The organism is Streptomyces sp. NPDC096205 (genome assembly GCF_044763135.1).
Taxonomy (GTDB): domain Bacteria; phylum Actinomycetota; class Actinomycetes; order Streptomycetales; family Streptomycetaceae; genus Streptomyces.
In genome coordinates this window covers 205,059-220,029 of sequence record NZ_JBIWFS010000006.1, presented here as the reverse complement: position 1 = coordinate 220,029, position 14,971 = coordinate 205,059, and the positions used below count along the sequence as shown (strand labels likewise).

The 14,971-nt window shown below is 72.1% G+C and carries 14 protein-coding genes; 5 read left to right on the top strand and 9 right to left on the bottom strand.

Annotation, left to right across the window (positions count from 1 at the left end; translation table 11 throughout):
* The first annotated feature begins 171 nt into the window (after positions 1-171).
* A complete protein-coding gene (locus tag ACIQ6Y_RS23240; RefSeq protein ID WP_404041859.1) occupies positions 172-927 on the top strand; it encodes an SIS domain-containing protein in 756 nt (251 codons plus the stop codon).
* A 40-nt stretch (positions 928-967) separates the two neighbouring features.
* Here ACIQ6Y_RS23240 and ACIQ6Y_RS23235 read toward each other — a convergent pair whose 3' ends face one another.
* The 3 genes from ACIQ6Y_RS23235 to ACIQ6Y_RS23225 all read right to left on the bottom strand — a co-directional run bounded on the left by ACIQ6Y_RS23235 (position 968) and on the right by ACIQ6Y_RS23225 (position 3,426).
* Positions 968-2,368 carry a PAS domain-containing protein gene (locus ACIQ6Y_RS23235; RefSeq protein WP_404041858.1) on the bottom strand — a complete coding sequence of 467 codons (1,401 nt, stop codon included), beginning with the start codon at positions 2,366-2,368 and terminating at the stop codon, positions 968-970.
* Between the two features lie 139 nt (positions 2,369-2,507).
* The gene (locus ACIQ6Y_RS23230) at positions 2,508-2,975 is read right to left on the bottom strand and encodes a GNAT family N-acetyltransferase (protein ID WP_404041857.1); all 468 of its coding nucleotides are present in this window, start codon (positions 2,973-2,975) and stop codon (positions 2,508-2,510) included.
* Positions 2,976-3,033: 58 nt separating this feature from the next.
* Entirely contained in the window at positions 3,034-3,426 is a 393-nt protein-coding gene (locus ACIQ6Y_RS23225) for a RidA family protein (RefSeq protein ID WP_404041856.1), read from the bottom strand.
* A gap of 84 nt (positions 3,427-3,510) precedes the next feature.
* Here ACIQ6Y_RS23225 and ACIQ6Y_RS23220 point away from each other — a divergent pair, with 84 nt between their 5' ends.
* The 3 genes from ACIQ6Y_RS23220 (at position 3,511) to ACIQ6Y_RS23210 (ending at position 6,590) form a co-directional block, all read left to right on the top strand.
* A complete protein-coding gene (locus ACIQ6Y_RS23220; RefSeq protein WP_404041855.1) occupies positions 3,511-4,404 on the top strand; it encodes a LysR family transcriptional regulator in 894 nt (297 codons plus the stop codon).
* Positions 4,405-4,433: 29 nt separating this feature from the next.
* Positions 4,434-5,018, top strand: a complete 585-nt coding sequence (locus ACIQ6Y_RS23215) for a DUF4240 domain-containing protein (RefSeq protein ID WP_404041854.1) — start codon at positions 4,434-4,436, stop codon at positions 5,016-5,018.
* 543 nt (positions 5,019-5,561) lie between these two features.
* Positions 5,562-6,590 carry an isopenicillin N synthase family dioxygenase gene (locus ACIQ6Y_RS23210; RefSeq protein WP_404041853.1) on the top strand — a complete coding sequence of 343 codons (1,029 nt, stop codon included), beginning with the start codon at positions 5,562-5,564 and terminating at the stop codon, positions 6,588-6,590.
* 80 nt (positions 6,591-6,670) lie between these two features.
* On the opposite strand, the gene ACIQ6Y_RS23205 is transcribed toward ACIQ6Y_RS23210, so the two are convergent.
* On the bottom strand, positions 6,671-7,771 hold the full coding sequence (locus ACIQ6Y_RS23205) for a citrate synthase 2 (RefSeq protein ID WP_404041852.1): 1,101 nt from the start codon (positions 7,769-7,771) through the stop codon (positions 6,671-6,673).
* A 241-nt stretch (positions 7,772-8,012) separates the two neighbouring features.
* On the opposite strand from ACIQ6Y_RS23205, the gene pdxH reads away from it, so the two are divergent.
* Positions 8,013-8,690, top strand: coding sequence for a pyridoxamine 5'-phosphate oxidase (gene pdxH, locus ACIQ6Y_RS23200; protein ID WP_404041851.1), 678 nt, complete (start codon positions 8,013-8,015; stop codon positions 8,688-8,690).
* Between the two features lie 75 nt (positions 8,691-8,765).
* On the opposite strand, the gene ACIQ6Y_RS23195 is transcribed toward pdxH, so the two are convergent.
* The 5 genes from ACIQ6Y_RS23195 to ACIQ6Y_RS23175 form a co-directional block, all read right to left on the bottom strand.
* Entirely contained in the window at positions 8,766-9,341 is a 576-nt protein-coding gene (locus tag ACIQ6Y_RS23195) for a TetR/AcrR family transcriptional regulator (protein WP_404042158.1), read from the bottom strand.
* Between the two features lie 221 nt (positions 9,342-9,562).
* Positions 9,563-10,297, bottom strand: a complete 735-nt coding sequence (locus ACIQ6Y_RS23190) for an enoyl-CoA hydratase family protein (protein WP_404041850.1) — start codon at positions 10,295-10,297, stop codon at positions 9,563-9,565.
* Positions 10,294-11,889 carry a 4-coumarate--CoA ligase family protein gene (locus ACIQ6Y_RS23185; RefSeq protein ID WP_404041849.1) on the bottom strand — a complete coding sequence of 532 codons (1,596 nt, stop codon included), beginning with the start codon at positions 11,887-11,889 and terminating at the stop codon, positions 10,294-10,296. Before ACIQ6Y_RS23185 ends, ACIQ6Y_RS23190 begins: the two co-directional genes overlap by 4 nt.
* A 40-nt stretch (positions 11,890-11,929) precedes the next feature.
* On the bottom strand, positions 11,930-13,069 hold the full coding sequence (locus tag ACIQ6Y_RS23180; RefSeq protein ID WP_404041848.1) for an acyl-CoA dehydrogenase family protein: 1,140 nt from the start codon (positions 13,067-13,069) through the stop codon (positions 11,930-11,932).
* Complete coding sequence (locus ACIQ6Y_RS23175) at positions 13,066-14,970, bottom strand: biotin carboxylase N-terminal domain-containing protein (protein ID WP_404041847.1); 1,905 nt, start codon at positions 14,968-14,970, stop codon at positions 13,066-13,068. The genes ACIQ6Y_RS23180 and ACIQ6Y_RS23175 overlap by 4 nt, the downstream gene beginning before the upstream one ends.
* Between the last annotated feature and the right edge of the window lies 1 nt (position 14,971).

The following is a 14,971-nucleotide window of genomic DNA, read 5'->3' as shown; positions in this document are numbered from 1 at the left end:
GAGCAGCGCACGGCCCGAAGCGCCAGGGGCCGTATTGACATCCCACTGGTCCAGACCGCACGGTGATCCGCGACACAGGCAGTCAACAGCATCCACGGACACCCCGGGTACCGATTCCCGGGCGTCCCGGGTGTCCCGAGCACGGCACCGCGAAGAGCGAAGGGGCTCCGCATGGGCGACAGCAAGCTGGCCGACCAGTACTTCGACGCCGCCATCGGCCTGCTGCGCCGCGTCCGCGACGAGGAGGCCGAGGCCGTCGCCGCGGCCGGCACACTCCTCGCCGACACCGTCGCCGCGGGCGGCCGCCTGTTCGCCTTCGGCGCCGGACACTCCTCGCTCGCCGCACAGGACGTCGTCTACCGCGCGGGCGGTCTCGCCCTGATGAACCTGCTCGCCGTCCCCGGAGTCGTCGGCGTCGACGTCATGCCCGCGCCCCTCGGCTCCGCCCTGGAGCGCGTCGACGGCCTCGCGAGCGCCGTCCTGGACTCCTCGCCCCTCCGCGCGGGCGACGTCCTGGTGATCATCTCCCTGTCCGGCCGCAACGCGCTGCCCGTGGAGATGGCCATGCACGCCCGCGCCCTCGGCGTGAAGGTCATCGGCGTCACCTCGGTCGCCTACGCGACGGAGACGACGTCCCGCCACACCTCCGGCACCTTCCTCAAGGACCACTGCGACATCGTCCTCGACTCCAAGATCGCCGTCGGCGACGCCGAACTCACCCTCGACACCGTCCCCGCCCCCTTCGGCCCCGCCTCCACCGTCGTCACCACCGCCCTCCTCCAGGCCGTCCTCGCCACCGCCGCCGGCTCCCTCGCCGACCGCGGCCTCGAACCACCCCTCCTGCGCTCGGGCAACGTCGACGGCGGCCACGAGTGGAACAGCCGCGTGATGGAGCAGTACCGGGACCGGATCTTCTACCGGCACTGACCCAGCGCGGGCCGGGCGGGGCTCCCCGGAGAGGGACCCGTCACTCCCGCCCCACCAACCCGGCCAGATCCAGCGCCCCCGCTATCCGCACCGCCACATCCTCGGCATACACGGCGTCGGAGCGCTCGAACTGGCTGCGGCCTGCGCCTCGTAGGAAGGTGACGACGCCGAGGGTCCGGCCGCGGCTGCGCAGCACGGCGCACAGGGCGTGGACCGCGTCGTCGGGCCACTGGCGGGCCAGGGCCCACTCGCGGGCCTGGTCGGCGGGGGCGGAGCCGATGCTGGCGCGTACGGAGCCGGCGCGGTCGACGCAGCTCAGGGCGGGGTGGCCCGCGGGGTAGCGGACCGGGAGGCCCGCGCGGCCGGCGAGCAGGCTGGGGCCGGGGGCGCCGGAGGGGGTGGCGGCCAGTCGTACGAGCCGTACGGGCGGGGCGTCCTCGCCCTCGGCCGCGGTGCCGCCGCCCGCGATGCGGTCGATCAGCGCGTGGTCGGCGAATCCGGCGAGGGCGAAGTCGAGGTGGACGGTGGCGGCCTCGACGGGGTCCTCGCACTCGGCGGCGGCGCGGGCGGCGCGGTGCAGCTGGTTGGAGCGGAACCGCAGCAGCGAGGCTTCCTGGTCGCCCTGCTTGGCCTCGGTGACGTCCTGGAAGAGCCAGCCCACGCCCAGCGGGACGGGTTCCTCGGCGAGGGGGGAGGCGAGCCGGACGAATCCGCAGCGCCAGCAGCGGCGGCGTTCGCCGTCGGGGGTGCGTACGCTCACCCAGATCTCGGCGGGGGCGGGCGGCGCCCCTTCGGCGAGCACATGGGTGAGGGCGCTCTCCAGTTCCTCCACGCCCTGGGAGAGGAGTTCGCCGAGCGGGCGGCCCAGTGCGGAGGAGCGTCCGGTGCCGAGCGCGCGGGCGGCGTGGGCGTTGACGACAGCGGGCCGCAGGTCGGCGTCGACGAGCACGACGCCCCAGGAGGCGTCCTCGAAGAGGGCCTCGCTCAGGGCGATGGACCGCTCGAGGTCGATCTGGGCGTGCACCTCGCTGAAGGCGCAGTACACGCCGGCGGGTTTGCCGTCGGGTCCGCGTACGGCGGCGGACTGGGTGCGCACCAGGACGCGGCCGCCGTCCTTGGTGAGCAGCGCGAACTCGTGCACCTGACGGCCGGGCGCGTGCATGGCCGACAGCAGCCGTCCTTCGACCTCCTCGGCGTCGGCGGCGCGCAGGGCCCAGCCGGCCAGTCCGGGCCGCCCTACGGCCTCGGCGGCCGTCCAGCCGAGGATGCGTTCCGCCTCGCGGTTCCAGTGCGTGACGACGCCGTCCGCGTCGAAGGCGCACAGGGCCGCGTCCATGCCGTCGAGGAGCGCGGCGAGCAGGTCCGCGCCGTCGCGGTCGGGCTGCTCGGGCTCGTCCGGCCCCAGTTCGTTTGTGGTCCCACTACGCCGTGAAGCACTCACCTGGACCCCCTGCAGGCTGCGTCCGCACGAACGGCGCGTCGGTTCGCTCACTTGCAATCATTCAACTGGAACGTGACGCAGCCCACATATGGTTCCCGCAAGATTGCCGGGGAATCGTTGTACGGCGGCAATCCGGCCATCAGCTGTCGGAGGTCAGACGCAGGTCGACCCATACGTCGTTCCCGCCCGGCAGCGTGTAGCGCTCGGTCTCGGTGAACCCGCGCGCGTGGGCGAAGGCGAGGCCCTCCTCGTTCACCGCCAGCACGCAGGTGTCAACGGCTCCGGCGCCCTGCACGCGCGCGTGCGCGAGGCCGTCCTCGTACAGGGCCGTGCCGAAGCCGCGCCGGCGGTGTCCGGGCAGCACGCGCGCGATGACCATCACCGCCTTCTCCTCGCCCTGCGGCGCCCGTACGGTCGAGCAGCCGACCAGCTCCTCACCGACGTAGGCGTTGCACAGCCGGTGGCGTGCGGCGCGTTCGCGGACCTCGTCGAGGGACATCGCGGCGGGCGGCACGATCACGTTGTGGACGTGCTGCCACTGCCGCAGCATGGCGTCGCCGTCCTCGCCTTCGACAACTTCGACAACTTCGACACGAAGATCAGTCACGGCAGCAGCGAACAGCCACGGCCGCCCGGTCGTCAACGCGTTTGCGGCCGCGCGGTCGTCAACCTGTCTGCGGGCGCCTGGCGTAGACCTCGATCTCGATCCGCATCCGGGGGTCGGCGAGCCCGCACATCATCATCGTCGCGGCGGGCCGTACGTCCCCGAAGTGGCGGCGCAGCACCGGCCAGCACGGCTCGAAGTCCTCGCGCGCGGGCAGCAGGTACCGCACCCGCACCACGTCCTCGAAGCCGCAGCCCGCCTCGGCGAGCGCGTCCCCGATGTTGCGCAGACACTGCTCGGCCTGTTCGACGACGTCGTCGGAGATGGTCATGGTGGCGTAGTCGAAGCCGGTCGTCCCCGACACATGGACCCAGTCGCCGTCCACCACGGCCCGGGCGTAGCCGATCTGCTCCTCGAACACGGAACCGCTGAGAATGGCGCGTCGCTCAGTCATGGCGGGCACGCTAGGCGAGCTGATCCGATACGTCGAATACGTACCGTGAACAGCTCTGATACGCCGAGCAATATGATCCGGGGCATGGAGCGCCCGGAACTGCCTCTGCCGCAACTGCACGCCTTCGTCGTCCTGGCCGAGGAACTCCACTTCGGTCATGCGGCGGTCCGTCTGGGTATCGCCCAGCCGCCGCTCAGCCAGCAGATCCGGCGGCTGGAGGAGAAGGTCGGCCATGCGCTGTTCACGCGCCCGCCGGGCCGTGTGGCGCTCACTGCGGCGGGCCGGGAGCTGCTTCCCGCCGCCCGCCAGGCCCTCAGCGGGCTCGCGCAGGGTCTGGCGGCCGCCCGCGCGGTGGGCAGCGGTCAGACGGGCCGGCTGCGGGTGGGCTTCGCCGCGTCGCTGGCCCTGACCGTCCTGCCGGGTCTCCTGGGCGCCCACCGCCACCGCTTCCCCGGTGTCGAGCTGGACATCCGCGAGATGACGACGGCGCCTCAGCTGACGGCCCTGCGCGACGGCACGATCGACGTCGGCCTGTTGCGCGAGCCTCCGCAGGACGCGCCCGACCTGGCCTTCCGCACGCTCCTCACGGAACCCCTGGTGGCGGTCCTCCCGCTGTCCCACCCCCTGGCCCGCCCGCGTACGGTCCCGCTCTCCGCCCTGGCCGACCAGCCGTTCGTGCTGCTGCCCCGCGAGGCGGGCCCCGGCCTCCACGACCGCATCACCGCCGCCTGTGCCGCCGCCGGGTTCACACCCCGCATCGGCCAGCACGCCGTCGAGTGGCAGACGGTCTGCGCCCTGGTCGAAGCCGGCCTGGGCGTCTCCGTGGCCCCGGCCGCCATCCGCCGCATCCGCCTCAAGGGCGTCGCCTTCCGGCCCCTGCAGCCCCCGACCGCGGAGACGACGGTCGCCGCGGCGTGGCGCCGGGACGGGACGAGTCCGCTGGTGGCCAACTTGCTGGCGACGATGACGGATCAGTGATTGTCGGACCCACCTGTCACAGTGCACCCATGGACACGGACGAGTTCTGGCGGCTCATCGACACGGCCCGCGCACGTACCACCAACGAGGTGCCCTTCGACGAAGCCTTGGTGGACGTGCTCACCCGCTGCCCGAAGGAGGAGATCCTCGCTTTCGAGGCCCGCTTCGACACTCTCCATGACGCCCTGTACCGCTGGGACGTCTGGGCCGCCGCCTACCTCATCGGCGGCGGCTGCTCCGACGACAGCTTCATGGACTTCCGCGCCGGCCTGATAGCCCAGGGCCGCACCTGGTACGAACGCGCCTGTGCCTCCCCCGACGTCCTCGCCGACCACCCCGAGGTCGTCGCCGTGGCGGCCGAGGACTCCGACGAGGCCCTCTTCCACGAGGAGGTCAATTACGCCGCCGACGACGCCTACGAGCAGCTCACCGGTGACCCGGACGCCTTCGACAAGGCGTACGACGACTACCTGGTGGCCCATCCCGAAGCCGGCGGCTCGAACACCGGCACCCCCGCGGGCGAGGACTTCGACTTCGACGACGACGCAGAGATGCACCACCGGCTGCCGCGCCTGTCGGCACTGTTTCTGGGCCATCTCGAAAAAAGCGCTTGAGCCGGAGCCGAACGGTTCCTAAGGTTGCAGACACTTCGGAGAGGAGGTGGTTCGGCAGATGTATGCATACCGGACGGAAGAGGTGACTGCGGGCTAGCAGCCCGTCGTCGTACTCGGTTCGGCGCCGGACCCGCGCGCGAGAGATGCGCGCAGCCGGCCAATCCAACGCAGTCACCCGACCCGCGAGTCGCCGGTACGTCCGGCCGGCTCCTCCGCTGGAGGACCAGACTCGCGGGTCGCTGCGTTTTCAGGGCAGAAGAGAGATTGGCCAGAGGATCTGCGGTCGTGACCTGGGTCACGTACGGATTCTTCGGCGCGCAGTACGCTGGGGCCATGCTTTCGCTCGTTCGACGCCGCCACGTGGACTACGTCCGCGTCACGAGCATGGGCTGTCGACGCTCCGTCTGAGCCTCCGGCCCCGCCTTCCTCGCTGCCTCAGTGGCAGCTCCTGGGTTTCTTCCCGCCTCTCTGCCCACTTGGCACCCGTGCGCCGCCCCACCCCTCGCGGCGTCCGGGACCCCGTACACCCGCGGATGCGCAACCATGACGAACGTCTCGACGAACCCGTCGTACCAGCAACTGCCGATCATCGACCTCTCCGCAGCCGACCGTGGCCCCGAGGCGCGGGCGCTGCTGCGTGCGCAGCTGCACAGTGCCGCGCATGATGTGGGGTTCTTCCAGCTCATCGGGCATGGGATCGGTCAGGAGGAGACGGACCGGCTGCTCACGGCCATGCGGCGGTTCTTCGCGCTGCCGGAGGAGCAGCGGCTGGCGATCGACAATGTGAACTCGCCGCATTTCCGCGGCTACACGCGCACCGGTGACGAGCGCACCGGCGGGCGGCAGGACTGGCGGGACCAGCTGGACATCGGTGCGGAGCGGCCGGCGCGGGTGCCCGCGGCGGGTGAGCCGGCGTACTGGTGGTTGCAGGGTCCGAACCAGTGGCCGGAGGCGCTGCCCGAGCTGCGCGCCGCCGCCCTCGCCTGGATCGAGCGGCTCAGCGGTGTCGCCGAGAAGCTGCTGCACGAGCTGCTGGCCTCGATCGGTGCCGACCCGGCCTTCTACGACCGTGTCTTCGGTGAGCACGCTCATCCGCACCTGAAGCTGGTGCGCTACCCGGGCAGCGCCGGGGACGGGGCCGACCAGGGCGTCGGTGCGCACAAGGACTACGGCTTCCTGACCCTGCTGCTGCAGGACCAGGTGGGCGGGCTCCAGGTGCAGCGCGAGGACGGCTTGTTCCATGAGGTGCCGCCGATCCCGAGCGCGTTCGTGGTCAATCTGGGCGAGCTGCTGGAGGTCGCCACCAACGGGTACCTCCTGGCGACCAACCACCGGGTGGTCTCCCCGCCCGGCGCCACCGAGCGCTTCTCCGTGCCGTTCTTCTACAACCCGCGGCTGGATGCGCGCGTGGAGCCGCTGGCCTTCCCGTACGCCGCCACGGCCCCGGGTGTCACCGACGACCCGACCAACCCGCTGTTCGCGGAGTACGGCTACAACGAGCTGAAGGGCAAGCTGCGGGCCCACCCGCTGGTGGCCGAGCGGCATCACGCGGCGCTGCTGACTCCGGCCTGAGCCGGTGCCCCGAGGGGCGCGGGGAACTGCGCGGCCGGCCACAACCGGCCCGCAGTCGCCCGTGCTCCTTCAGCCGCAGGTCAGTGGGCGATGTCGGTGTACCCCTCGACCTCACGAGGATTCCGCGGCCCGGGCCCCACGTACCGGGCGGACGGCCGCACGAGCCGTCCGGTCCGCTTCTGCTCGAGAATGTGCGCCGACCAGCCGGCCGTACGGGCGCAGCTGAACATCGAGGTGAACATGCTGGCGGGCACCTCGGCGAAGTCGAGCATGATCGCCGCCCAGAACTCGACGTTGGTGGCGAGGACCCGGTCGGGCCGCCGGTTGTGGAGCTCCTCCAGCGCGGCCTTCTCCAGCGCCTCGGCGACCTCGAAGCGGGGTGCGCCCAGTTCGCGCGCGGTGCGGCGCAGGACGCGTGCGCGGGGGTCCTCGGCGCGGTAGACGCGGTGTCCGAAGCCCATGAGCCGCTCTCCGCGGTCGAGGGCGTTCTTGACGTAGGCCTCGGCGTCGCCGGTCCGCTCGATCTCCTCGATCATGCCGAGGACGCGGGAGGGGGCGCCTCCGTGCAGGGGTCCGGACATGGCGCCGACGGCGCCGGAGAGTGCCGCGGCCACGTCGGCGCCGGTGGAGGCGATGACGCGGGCGGTGAAGGTGGAGGCGTTCATGCCGTGCTCGGCGGCGGACGTCCAGTACGCGTCGACGGCCTTGACGTGCTTGGGGTCGGGCTCGCCGCGCCAGCGGATCATGAAGCGTTCGACGACGGACTGGGCCTTGTCGATCTCGCGCTGCGGGACCATGGGCAGGCTCTGGCCGCGTGCGGACTGGGCGACGTAGGACAGGGCCATGACGGCGGCGCGGGCGAGGTTGTCGCGGGCTTCTTCGGCGTCGATGTCGAGCAGGGGTTTGAGGCCCCAGACCGGCGCGAGCATGGCGAGCGCGGACTGGACGTCGACGCGGATGTCGCCGGAGTGGACGGGGATCGGGAACGGCTCGGCGGGCGGCAGGCCGGGGTTGAAGGCGCCGTCGACGAGCAGACCCCATACGTTTCCGAAGGAGACGTGGCCGACGAGGTCCTCGATGTCGACGCCCCGGTACCGGAGTGCGCCGCCCTCCTTGTCCGGTTCGGCGATCTCCGTCTCGAACGCGACGACTCCTTCGAGTCCGGGTACGAAGTCGGACATCATGCGGCTCCTCATGATCAGTACGAGAGATGACGCCGATGGCTCCACGGTCCGTGCGGGGACTGGCGGTCCTGGGCTGTCTCCCCAGTGATGCCCCGTACGGTCGGCGGTCACCCAACCTGGTTGGCATCAGCACCATATCCCTGAGTGCCAACTTCGGGGAGCGTTCGCGGCACTGAGTGCCATCACGTGCCCCTTCATTGCCGTCCGTGATCGCGGGGTGATACGGCAAGATGGCCGCGTGACCGACGCAGACGCCCTGCCGACCGATGTGCCCGACCCCGCCGCGATGCGCAAGCAGTACCGGACCGACGGGCTCTCCGAGACCGATCTGGCCGCGACGCCCGTGGAGCAGTTCGCGCGCTGGTTCAAGCTGGCTGCCGTCGAGGCTCATCTGTTCGAGCCGAACGCGATGATCGTGGCCACGGCGGACGCGGAGGGCCGGCCCAGCTCCCGTACGGTGCTGCTGAAGCACTTCGACGAGCAGGGTTTCGTCTTCTACACCAACTACGACTCCCGCAAGGCCCGTGACCTGGCGGAGAACCCGTACGTCTCGCTGCTGTTCCCCTGGCACGCCATGGCCCGCCAGGTCATCGTCACGGGCGTCGCGCGGCGCACCGGGCGGGACGAGACGGCGGCGTACTTCCGCAGCCGGCCGCACGGCTCGCAGCTCGGCGCGTGGGCGAGCGGCCAGTCGTCGGTGATCGCGACCCGGGCCGAGCTGGAGGCGTCGTACATCGAGCTTCAGGCCCGCTATCCGGAGGGCGGGCAGGTGCCGGTGCCGCCGCACTGGGGCGGGTTCCGGGTGGCGCCGCAGAGCGTGGAGTTCTGGCAGGGCCGCGAGAACCGGCTGCACGACCGGCTGCGGTACGTGGAGCAGCCGGACGGCAGCTGGCGGGTGGAGCGGCTGAGCCCGTGAGGCGGGGCGTCAGCCCAGCGCCCCTTCCGGCCCAGCGCCCCTTCCCGCAGTGCGCCTCACCGACCCTGCGGGGCGTCAGCCCAGCGCCTCCTCCAGCAGTGCGCCCCACTGCGCCACGACCTTGTCCCGCCGCGCCCCGTCGTCGGTGAGCAGGTTGGCCAGGCCCAGGCCGCGGGCCATGTCCAGCAGGCCTTGGACGGTCTCGCGCACGCCGGGCCGGGTCTCGTCGGCGGCGAGCAGGTCGACGGCTATCCGGTGGGTCTCCCGGCCCACGCGCGCCTCCAGCTCGGTCACCTGTCCGCGCAGCTGCTCCTCGTTGGACGCGGCCACCCACAGGTGCAGGGCGGCACGGAACAGCGGGCCGGTGTAGAGGTCGACGAGGGCTGCGACGACGGCCCGCCGGTCACCGGCCGCGCCCTGGGGGAACAGGGCGCGCAGGGCTGTCGACCGTTCCTCGGCGACGTACTCCACGGCGGCGGTGAACAGGTCCTCGCGGGTCGGGAAGTGGTGCTGTGCGGCGCCTCGGGAGACGCCCGCGCGTTCGGCGACGACGGACACCGTGGAGCCCGCCCAGCCGTGCTCGGCGAGGCAGGCCACGGCGGCCTCCAGGAGCCGCTGCCGGGTGGCCCGGCTGCGGTCCTGCTTGGGCACGCGGTCGGCGCGCTCGGCACGGCCGGCGGTGTCGCCGACCGTGTCACCGGCGGAGTCGCTGGCCGTGTCACCGGCCGCGCCGTCGACCGTGCCGTCCGTCGTCACAGCACCCGTGCCGTCCGTCGTCACAGCACCCGTGCCGTCCGTCGTCACAGCACCCGTGCCGTCCGTCGTCACAGCACCCGTGCCGTCCGTCGTCACAGCGCCCGTGCCGTCTGTCGTCACAGCACCCATGGTGGATCCCGTCGTTCGAGGAAGGCCGTCATCCCCTCGCGGGCGGGCGCGGAGGCGAACAGCCGGGCCGAGAGCGCGGTGAGGCGGCCCGCGTCCCGGTCGAAGGCCTCCAGCACCCTAGCTGTGAGCAGGCGTTTGGTCTCCGCCAGGGCCCGCGGCTCGGACCTGCGCAGACCGTCGAGGATCGGCTCCAGTACGGCGTCCACGTCCTCGCCCGCCGCCGTGAGCAGGCCGATCCGCGCGGCCTCGGCGGCGTCGAACCGCTCCCCGGTCAGGTAGTACCGGGCGAGGGCGCGCGGGTCGGCCCGCGGGATCACCGGGAGGGAGATCACCGCGGGGGCGACCCCGATGCGGACCTCGGTCAGGGCGAAGCTGGACGCGCTCGACGCCGCCCCGATGTCGCAGCACGCCAGCAGGCCGAGGCCGCCCGCGCGGACGTGCCCGGTGACGCGGGCGACGACCGGCTTGGGCAGCTCCACGATCTGCCGCAGCAGGGCGACGAGCGTGTCCGGGTGCGGCGGATCGCGCAGGTCGGCCCCGGCGCTGAAGGTGTTGCCGGTGTGGGTCAGGACGACCGCGCGCACGTCGGTGTCCTTGCCGCAGTCCGCGAGCGCGTCCGCCAGCTCGCCCACGAGGGCGGCCGACAGGGCGTTGCGGGTGTCCGGGGAGTCGAGGGCGAGGGTCTCGATCCCGCGGGTGCGCGTACGACTGATGAACGTCACGTCAGCTCCCCGAGTTCCCGCGCCTGCGGTGATTCCCTCAGTTCCCGTCGCAGGATCTTCCCGGAGGCCGCCCGTGGCACGGTGTCGATGAAGGTGACGCGGCGGACGCGTTTGTAGGGGGCGACGCGCTCGGCGACGTACATCATGACCTCCCCTTGTGTGAGCCCGTCGGCGTCGGGCCGGCGGACGACGTGGGCGTGCGGGATCTCGTTGCCGTTCTCGTCGTGGGCGCCGATGACGGCGGCGTCGAGGATGCCGGGATGGGTCAGCAGCAGCGCCTCCAGCTCGGCGGGCGCCACCTGGAAGCCCTTGTACTTGATCAGTTCCTTGACCCGGTCGACGACGAACAGCCAGCCGTCGCCGTCCACATGGCCGACGTCGCCGGTGTGCAGCCAGCCGTCGGCGTCGATCATCGCGGCGGTGGCGTCGGGCCGTCCGAGGTAGCCCTTCATCACCTGTGGGCCGCGGATGAGGATCTCGCCGGACTCGCCGGTGCCGAGGTCCTTGCCGGGGTCGTCGAGGGACACGATCCGCATCTCGGTGCCGGCGATCAGCTTCCCGACCGTGCCGGGCGGCGCCTGCTCCATGGCGTCGAGCGGGACGACGTGCGTGCCCGGCGACAGCTCGGTCATGCCGTACGCCTGCCCGACGGGCGGCAGGCCGAGCCGCTGCGAGCAGGCCGCGGCGAGCTGGGCGTCCAGCGGAGCGGCCGCGCTGATCAGGTACTTCAGCGACGACAGGTCGTACTGCGCGACCGCCGGGTGCTTGGCCAGCGCGAGGACGATCGGCGGGGCGACGTACAGGCCGGTGATCCGGTGGTTCTGGATCGCGGCCAGGAAGGTGTCCAGCTCGAAGCGGGGCAGTACGACGACGGTGGCGCCCTTGCGCAGGGGCGCGTTCATCAGGGCGGTGAGGCCGTAGATGTGGAAGAAGGGCAGCACGGCGAGGATGCGGTCGCCGGGGCCCGCGGTGACGGCCGGTTCGAGCTGGGCGAGGTTGGTGGCGATCTGCCGGTGGGTGAGCATCACGCCCTTGGGTACGCCGGTGGTGCCCGAGGAGTACGGCAGCGCGGCCACGTCCTCGGCGGGGTCGACGGCCGCCTCGGGCTCGGGGGCCGTCGAGGCGAGCATGTCGATCAGCGACCGGTGTCCGGGCGCGTTGTCGCACACGAAGATCTCCCGTACGCCGCCCGCGAGTTCGGCGGCCCGCCGGGCGGTGGCGAGCAGCGGGGAGACGGTGACGATCCAGCGGGCCGCCGAGTCGCCGAGCTGCTTGGCGAACTCCTCGGCCGTGGCGAGCGGGTGCACGGTGGTCACCGAGGCACCCGCGCGCGTGGCGGCGTAGAACGCGGTCGGGAAGGCGATGGTGTTGGGGCTGTGCAGGGCGAGGACATCGCCCTTGCGCACCCCTGCTTCGGCGAGTCCGGCGGCGATCCGCCGGTGGAACCGGTCCAGTTGGGCGTACGTGATCGTGGTGCCGTCCGTGCCGTCGACGAGCGCGGGCGTGTCACCGAAGCCGGCGGCCCGGCCCAGGACCGCGTCGTGGATGGGCAGGTCGACGGGCGGAACATCGGCGTACTCGCTGCGGAACACGGTTCCTCCTCGCGGGGCGCTGTGCCGGATCGGTACGACGTCAGTACGACTTGGGCAGACCCAGAGTCTGATGCGAGACGTAGTTGAGAATCATCTCCCGGCTCACCGGCGCGATACGAGCCACGCGCGCGGCCGTTATCAGCTTCGCCAGCCCGAACTCGCGCGTGAGGCCGTTCCCGCCGAGCGTGTGCACGGCCTGGTCGACCGCCTTCACGCACGCCTCCCCGGCCGCGTACTTCGCCATGTTCGCCGCCTCGCCCGCGCCCATGTCGTCCCCGGCGTCGTACAGATGGGCCGCCTTCTGCATCATCAGCCGGGCCAGCTCCAGCTCGATGTGGGCCTGTGCGAGGGGGTGCGCGATCGCCTGGTGCGCGCCGATCGGCGTCTTCCAGACCGTGCGGTCACGCGCGTACTCGATCGCCTTGCCGAGCGCGTGGCGGCCCATGCCGATCGCGAACGCGGCCGTCATGATCCGCTCGGGGTTGAGGCCGGCGAAGAGCTGGAGCAGACCGGCGTCCTCGTCGCCGACGAGCGCGTCGGCGGGCAGTCGTACGTCGTCCAGCGTCAGCTCGAACTGCTTCTCCGCCGCCTGCAGTTCCATGTCGATCTGCCGCCGCTGGAAGCCCTCCGCGTCCCTGGGGACGATGAACAGGCAGGGCTTGAGGTTGCCGGTGCGGGCGTCCTCCGTGCGGCCGACGATGAGGGTCGCGTCCGCGATGTCCACGCCGGAGACGAACACCTTGCGGCCGGTGAGGAGCCAGTCGGCCGACGCCGGGTCTTTGCGGGCCGTGGTGGTGATGCGGTGACTGTTGGAGCCGGCGTCGGGTTCGGTGATGCCGAAGGCCATGGTGCGGGTGCCGTCGGCGAGGGCGGGCAGCCACTCCCGCTTCTGGGCCTCCGTCCCGAAGCGGGCGATCACTGTGCCGCAGATCGCCGGGCTGACCACCATCATGAGCAAGGGTGCGCCTGCCGCGCCCAGTTCCTCCAGGACGATGGAGAGCTCGGTGATGCCGCCGCCGCCACCGCCGTATGCCTCCGGCAGGTTGACGCCGAGGTAGCCGAGCTTGCCCGCCTCTTGCCAGAGTTGCTCTCGGTTGTGGTCGGGGCCGTGGCGTCTGCCGAGGGCCTGGACTGCGGTGCGGAGGGCCTTGTGCTCTTCGGATTCGATGTGGGTGGTCACTGCTCTCCTTCGGGCTGCCGGTGGTCGGTGGCTGGTCGCGCAGTTCCCCGCGCCCCTTGGGTCTCTTGCACCACGGCCAATAGAGCGCCTGGCTGCACCTGCTGTCCTGGGGCCGCGTGCAAAGCCGTCAGCGTTCCCGTTTCCGGGGACGTGATCTGGTGCTGCATCTTCATCGCCTCCAGCCAGATCAGCGGGGTACCGGCCTCGACGAGAACGCCCGCCTTCAGTCCGTCCGCCACTCGGACGACGGTTCCCGGCATGGGGGCCAGCAGCGACCCCGGGGCGTGCTGGGTCTCGGGCTCGGGGAAGCGCGGGAGGGCACGTAGGACTGTGTTGTTGACGTGGACCTGGTCGCCGTACGCCGTCACCTCGAACTTCCGCCGTACGCCGTCCACCTCCAGTACGACGAGACGCGCGTCGGCGTGCACCACGCGCGCGCCCTCCACCTGGAAGCCCGCGCGGGTGGGCGTGTAGCGGGCCTCGTGCTCCTCGCCGGCCATCTCGTAGCGCTTGGTCTGCGGCTGGGAGGGGACGTTGCGCCAGGCGCCGCCGAAGCGGGAGCGGCCGTGAGCGTGGGCGAGGGCGGCGGCCAGGGGGGCGTACGGGTCGGGCGCGGGTGCCGTCAGCTCGGCGAGGTGGCGGTCGTAGAAGCCCGTGTCCATGCGGGCGTCGGTGAACTCCTCGTGCCGCAGGGAGGCGAGGAGCAGGTCCCTGTTCGTCGTCGGGCCGTGCAGGACCGTGCGTTCCAGGGCGCCGGCCAGCTTGCGCAGGGCCTCGGCGCGGGTGGGGGCGTGGGCGACGAGCTTGGCGAGCATGGGGTCGTAGTGGACGCCGATGTCGTCGCCGTCGGTGTAGCCGGTGTCGAGGCGGATGCCGTCGGGGACGGCGAGGCGGTGCAGGGTGCCGGTCTGCGGGGCCCAGTCGCGGGCGGGGTCCTCGGCGTAGAGGCGGACCTCGACGGCGTGGCCACGCGCGTGTGGCGGGTCGGCGGCAAGGGCGTGGCCCTCGGCGATCCGGAGCTGTTCGGCGACCAGGTCGAGGCCGAATATCTCCTCCGTGACCGGGTGCTCCACCTGGAGGCGGGTGTTCATCTCCAGGAAGTGCGCCGTGCCGTCGGCGACGAGGAACTCGACGGTGCCCGCGCCGGTGTAGTGCACGGCGCGTGCGGCGCGTACGGCCAGCGCCCGCAACTCCTGCGCGAGCTCCTCGGGGAGCCCGGGTGCCGGCGCCTCCTCGACGACCTTCTGGTGGCGGCGCTGGAGGGAGCAGTCGCGGGTGCCGAGCGCCCACACCGTGCCGTGGGTGTCGGCGAGGATCTGCACCTCGACGTGGCGGCCGTTCTCGACGTAGGGCTCGACGAACACCTCGCCGTCCCCGAAGGCGCTCGCGGCCTCGGCCCGCGCTCCCTCCAGTGCGGCGGTCAGGTCCTCCAGGCGGCGCACGACGCGCATTCCGCGCCCTCCGCCGCCCGCGGCCGCCTTCACCAGCACCGGCAGGTCGGCGTCCGTGACGTCGGTGAGGGGCGCGATGCCCAGCAGTTGTTTCGCGCGGGTCTTGGACGCCATCGCCTCGATGGCCTCGGGCGGCGGGCCGATCCAGACGAGGCCGGCGTCGAGGACGGCCCGCGCGAAGTCGGCGTTCTCGGAGAGGAAGCCGTAGCCGGGGTGCACGGCGTCCGCGCCGGCGGAGAGAGCGGCCTTCACGATCAGGTCGCCGCGCAAGTAGGTGTCGGCGGGGGCCGCCCCCGGGAGGCGTACGGCCGTGTCGGCCACGCGCGCGTGGAGGGCGTTCTCGTCGGCGTCCGAGTGCACGGCGACCGTCCGGATTCCCAACTCACGGCAGGTGCGGAAGACGCGGCAGGCGATCTCGCCCCGGTTGGCGACGAGCAGGCTCTTGATCACG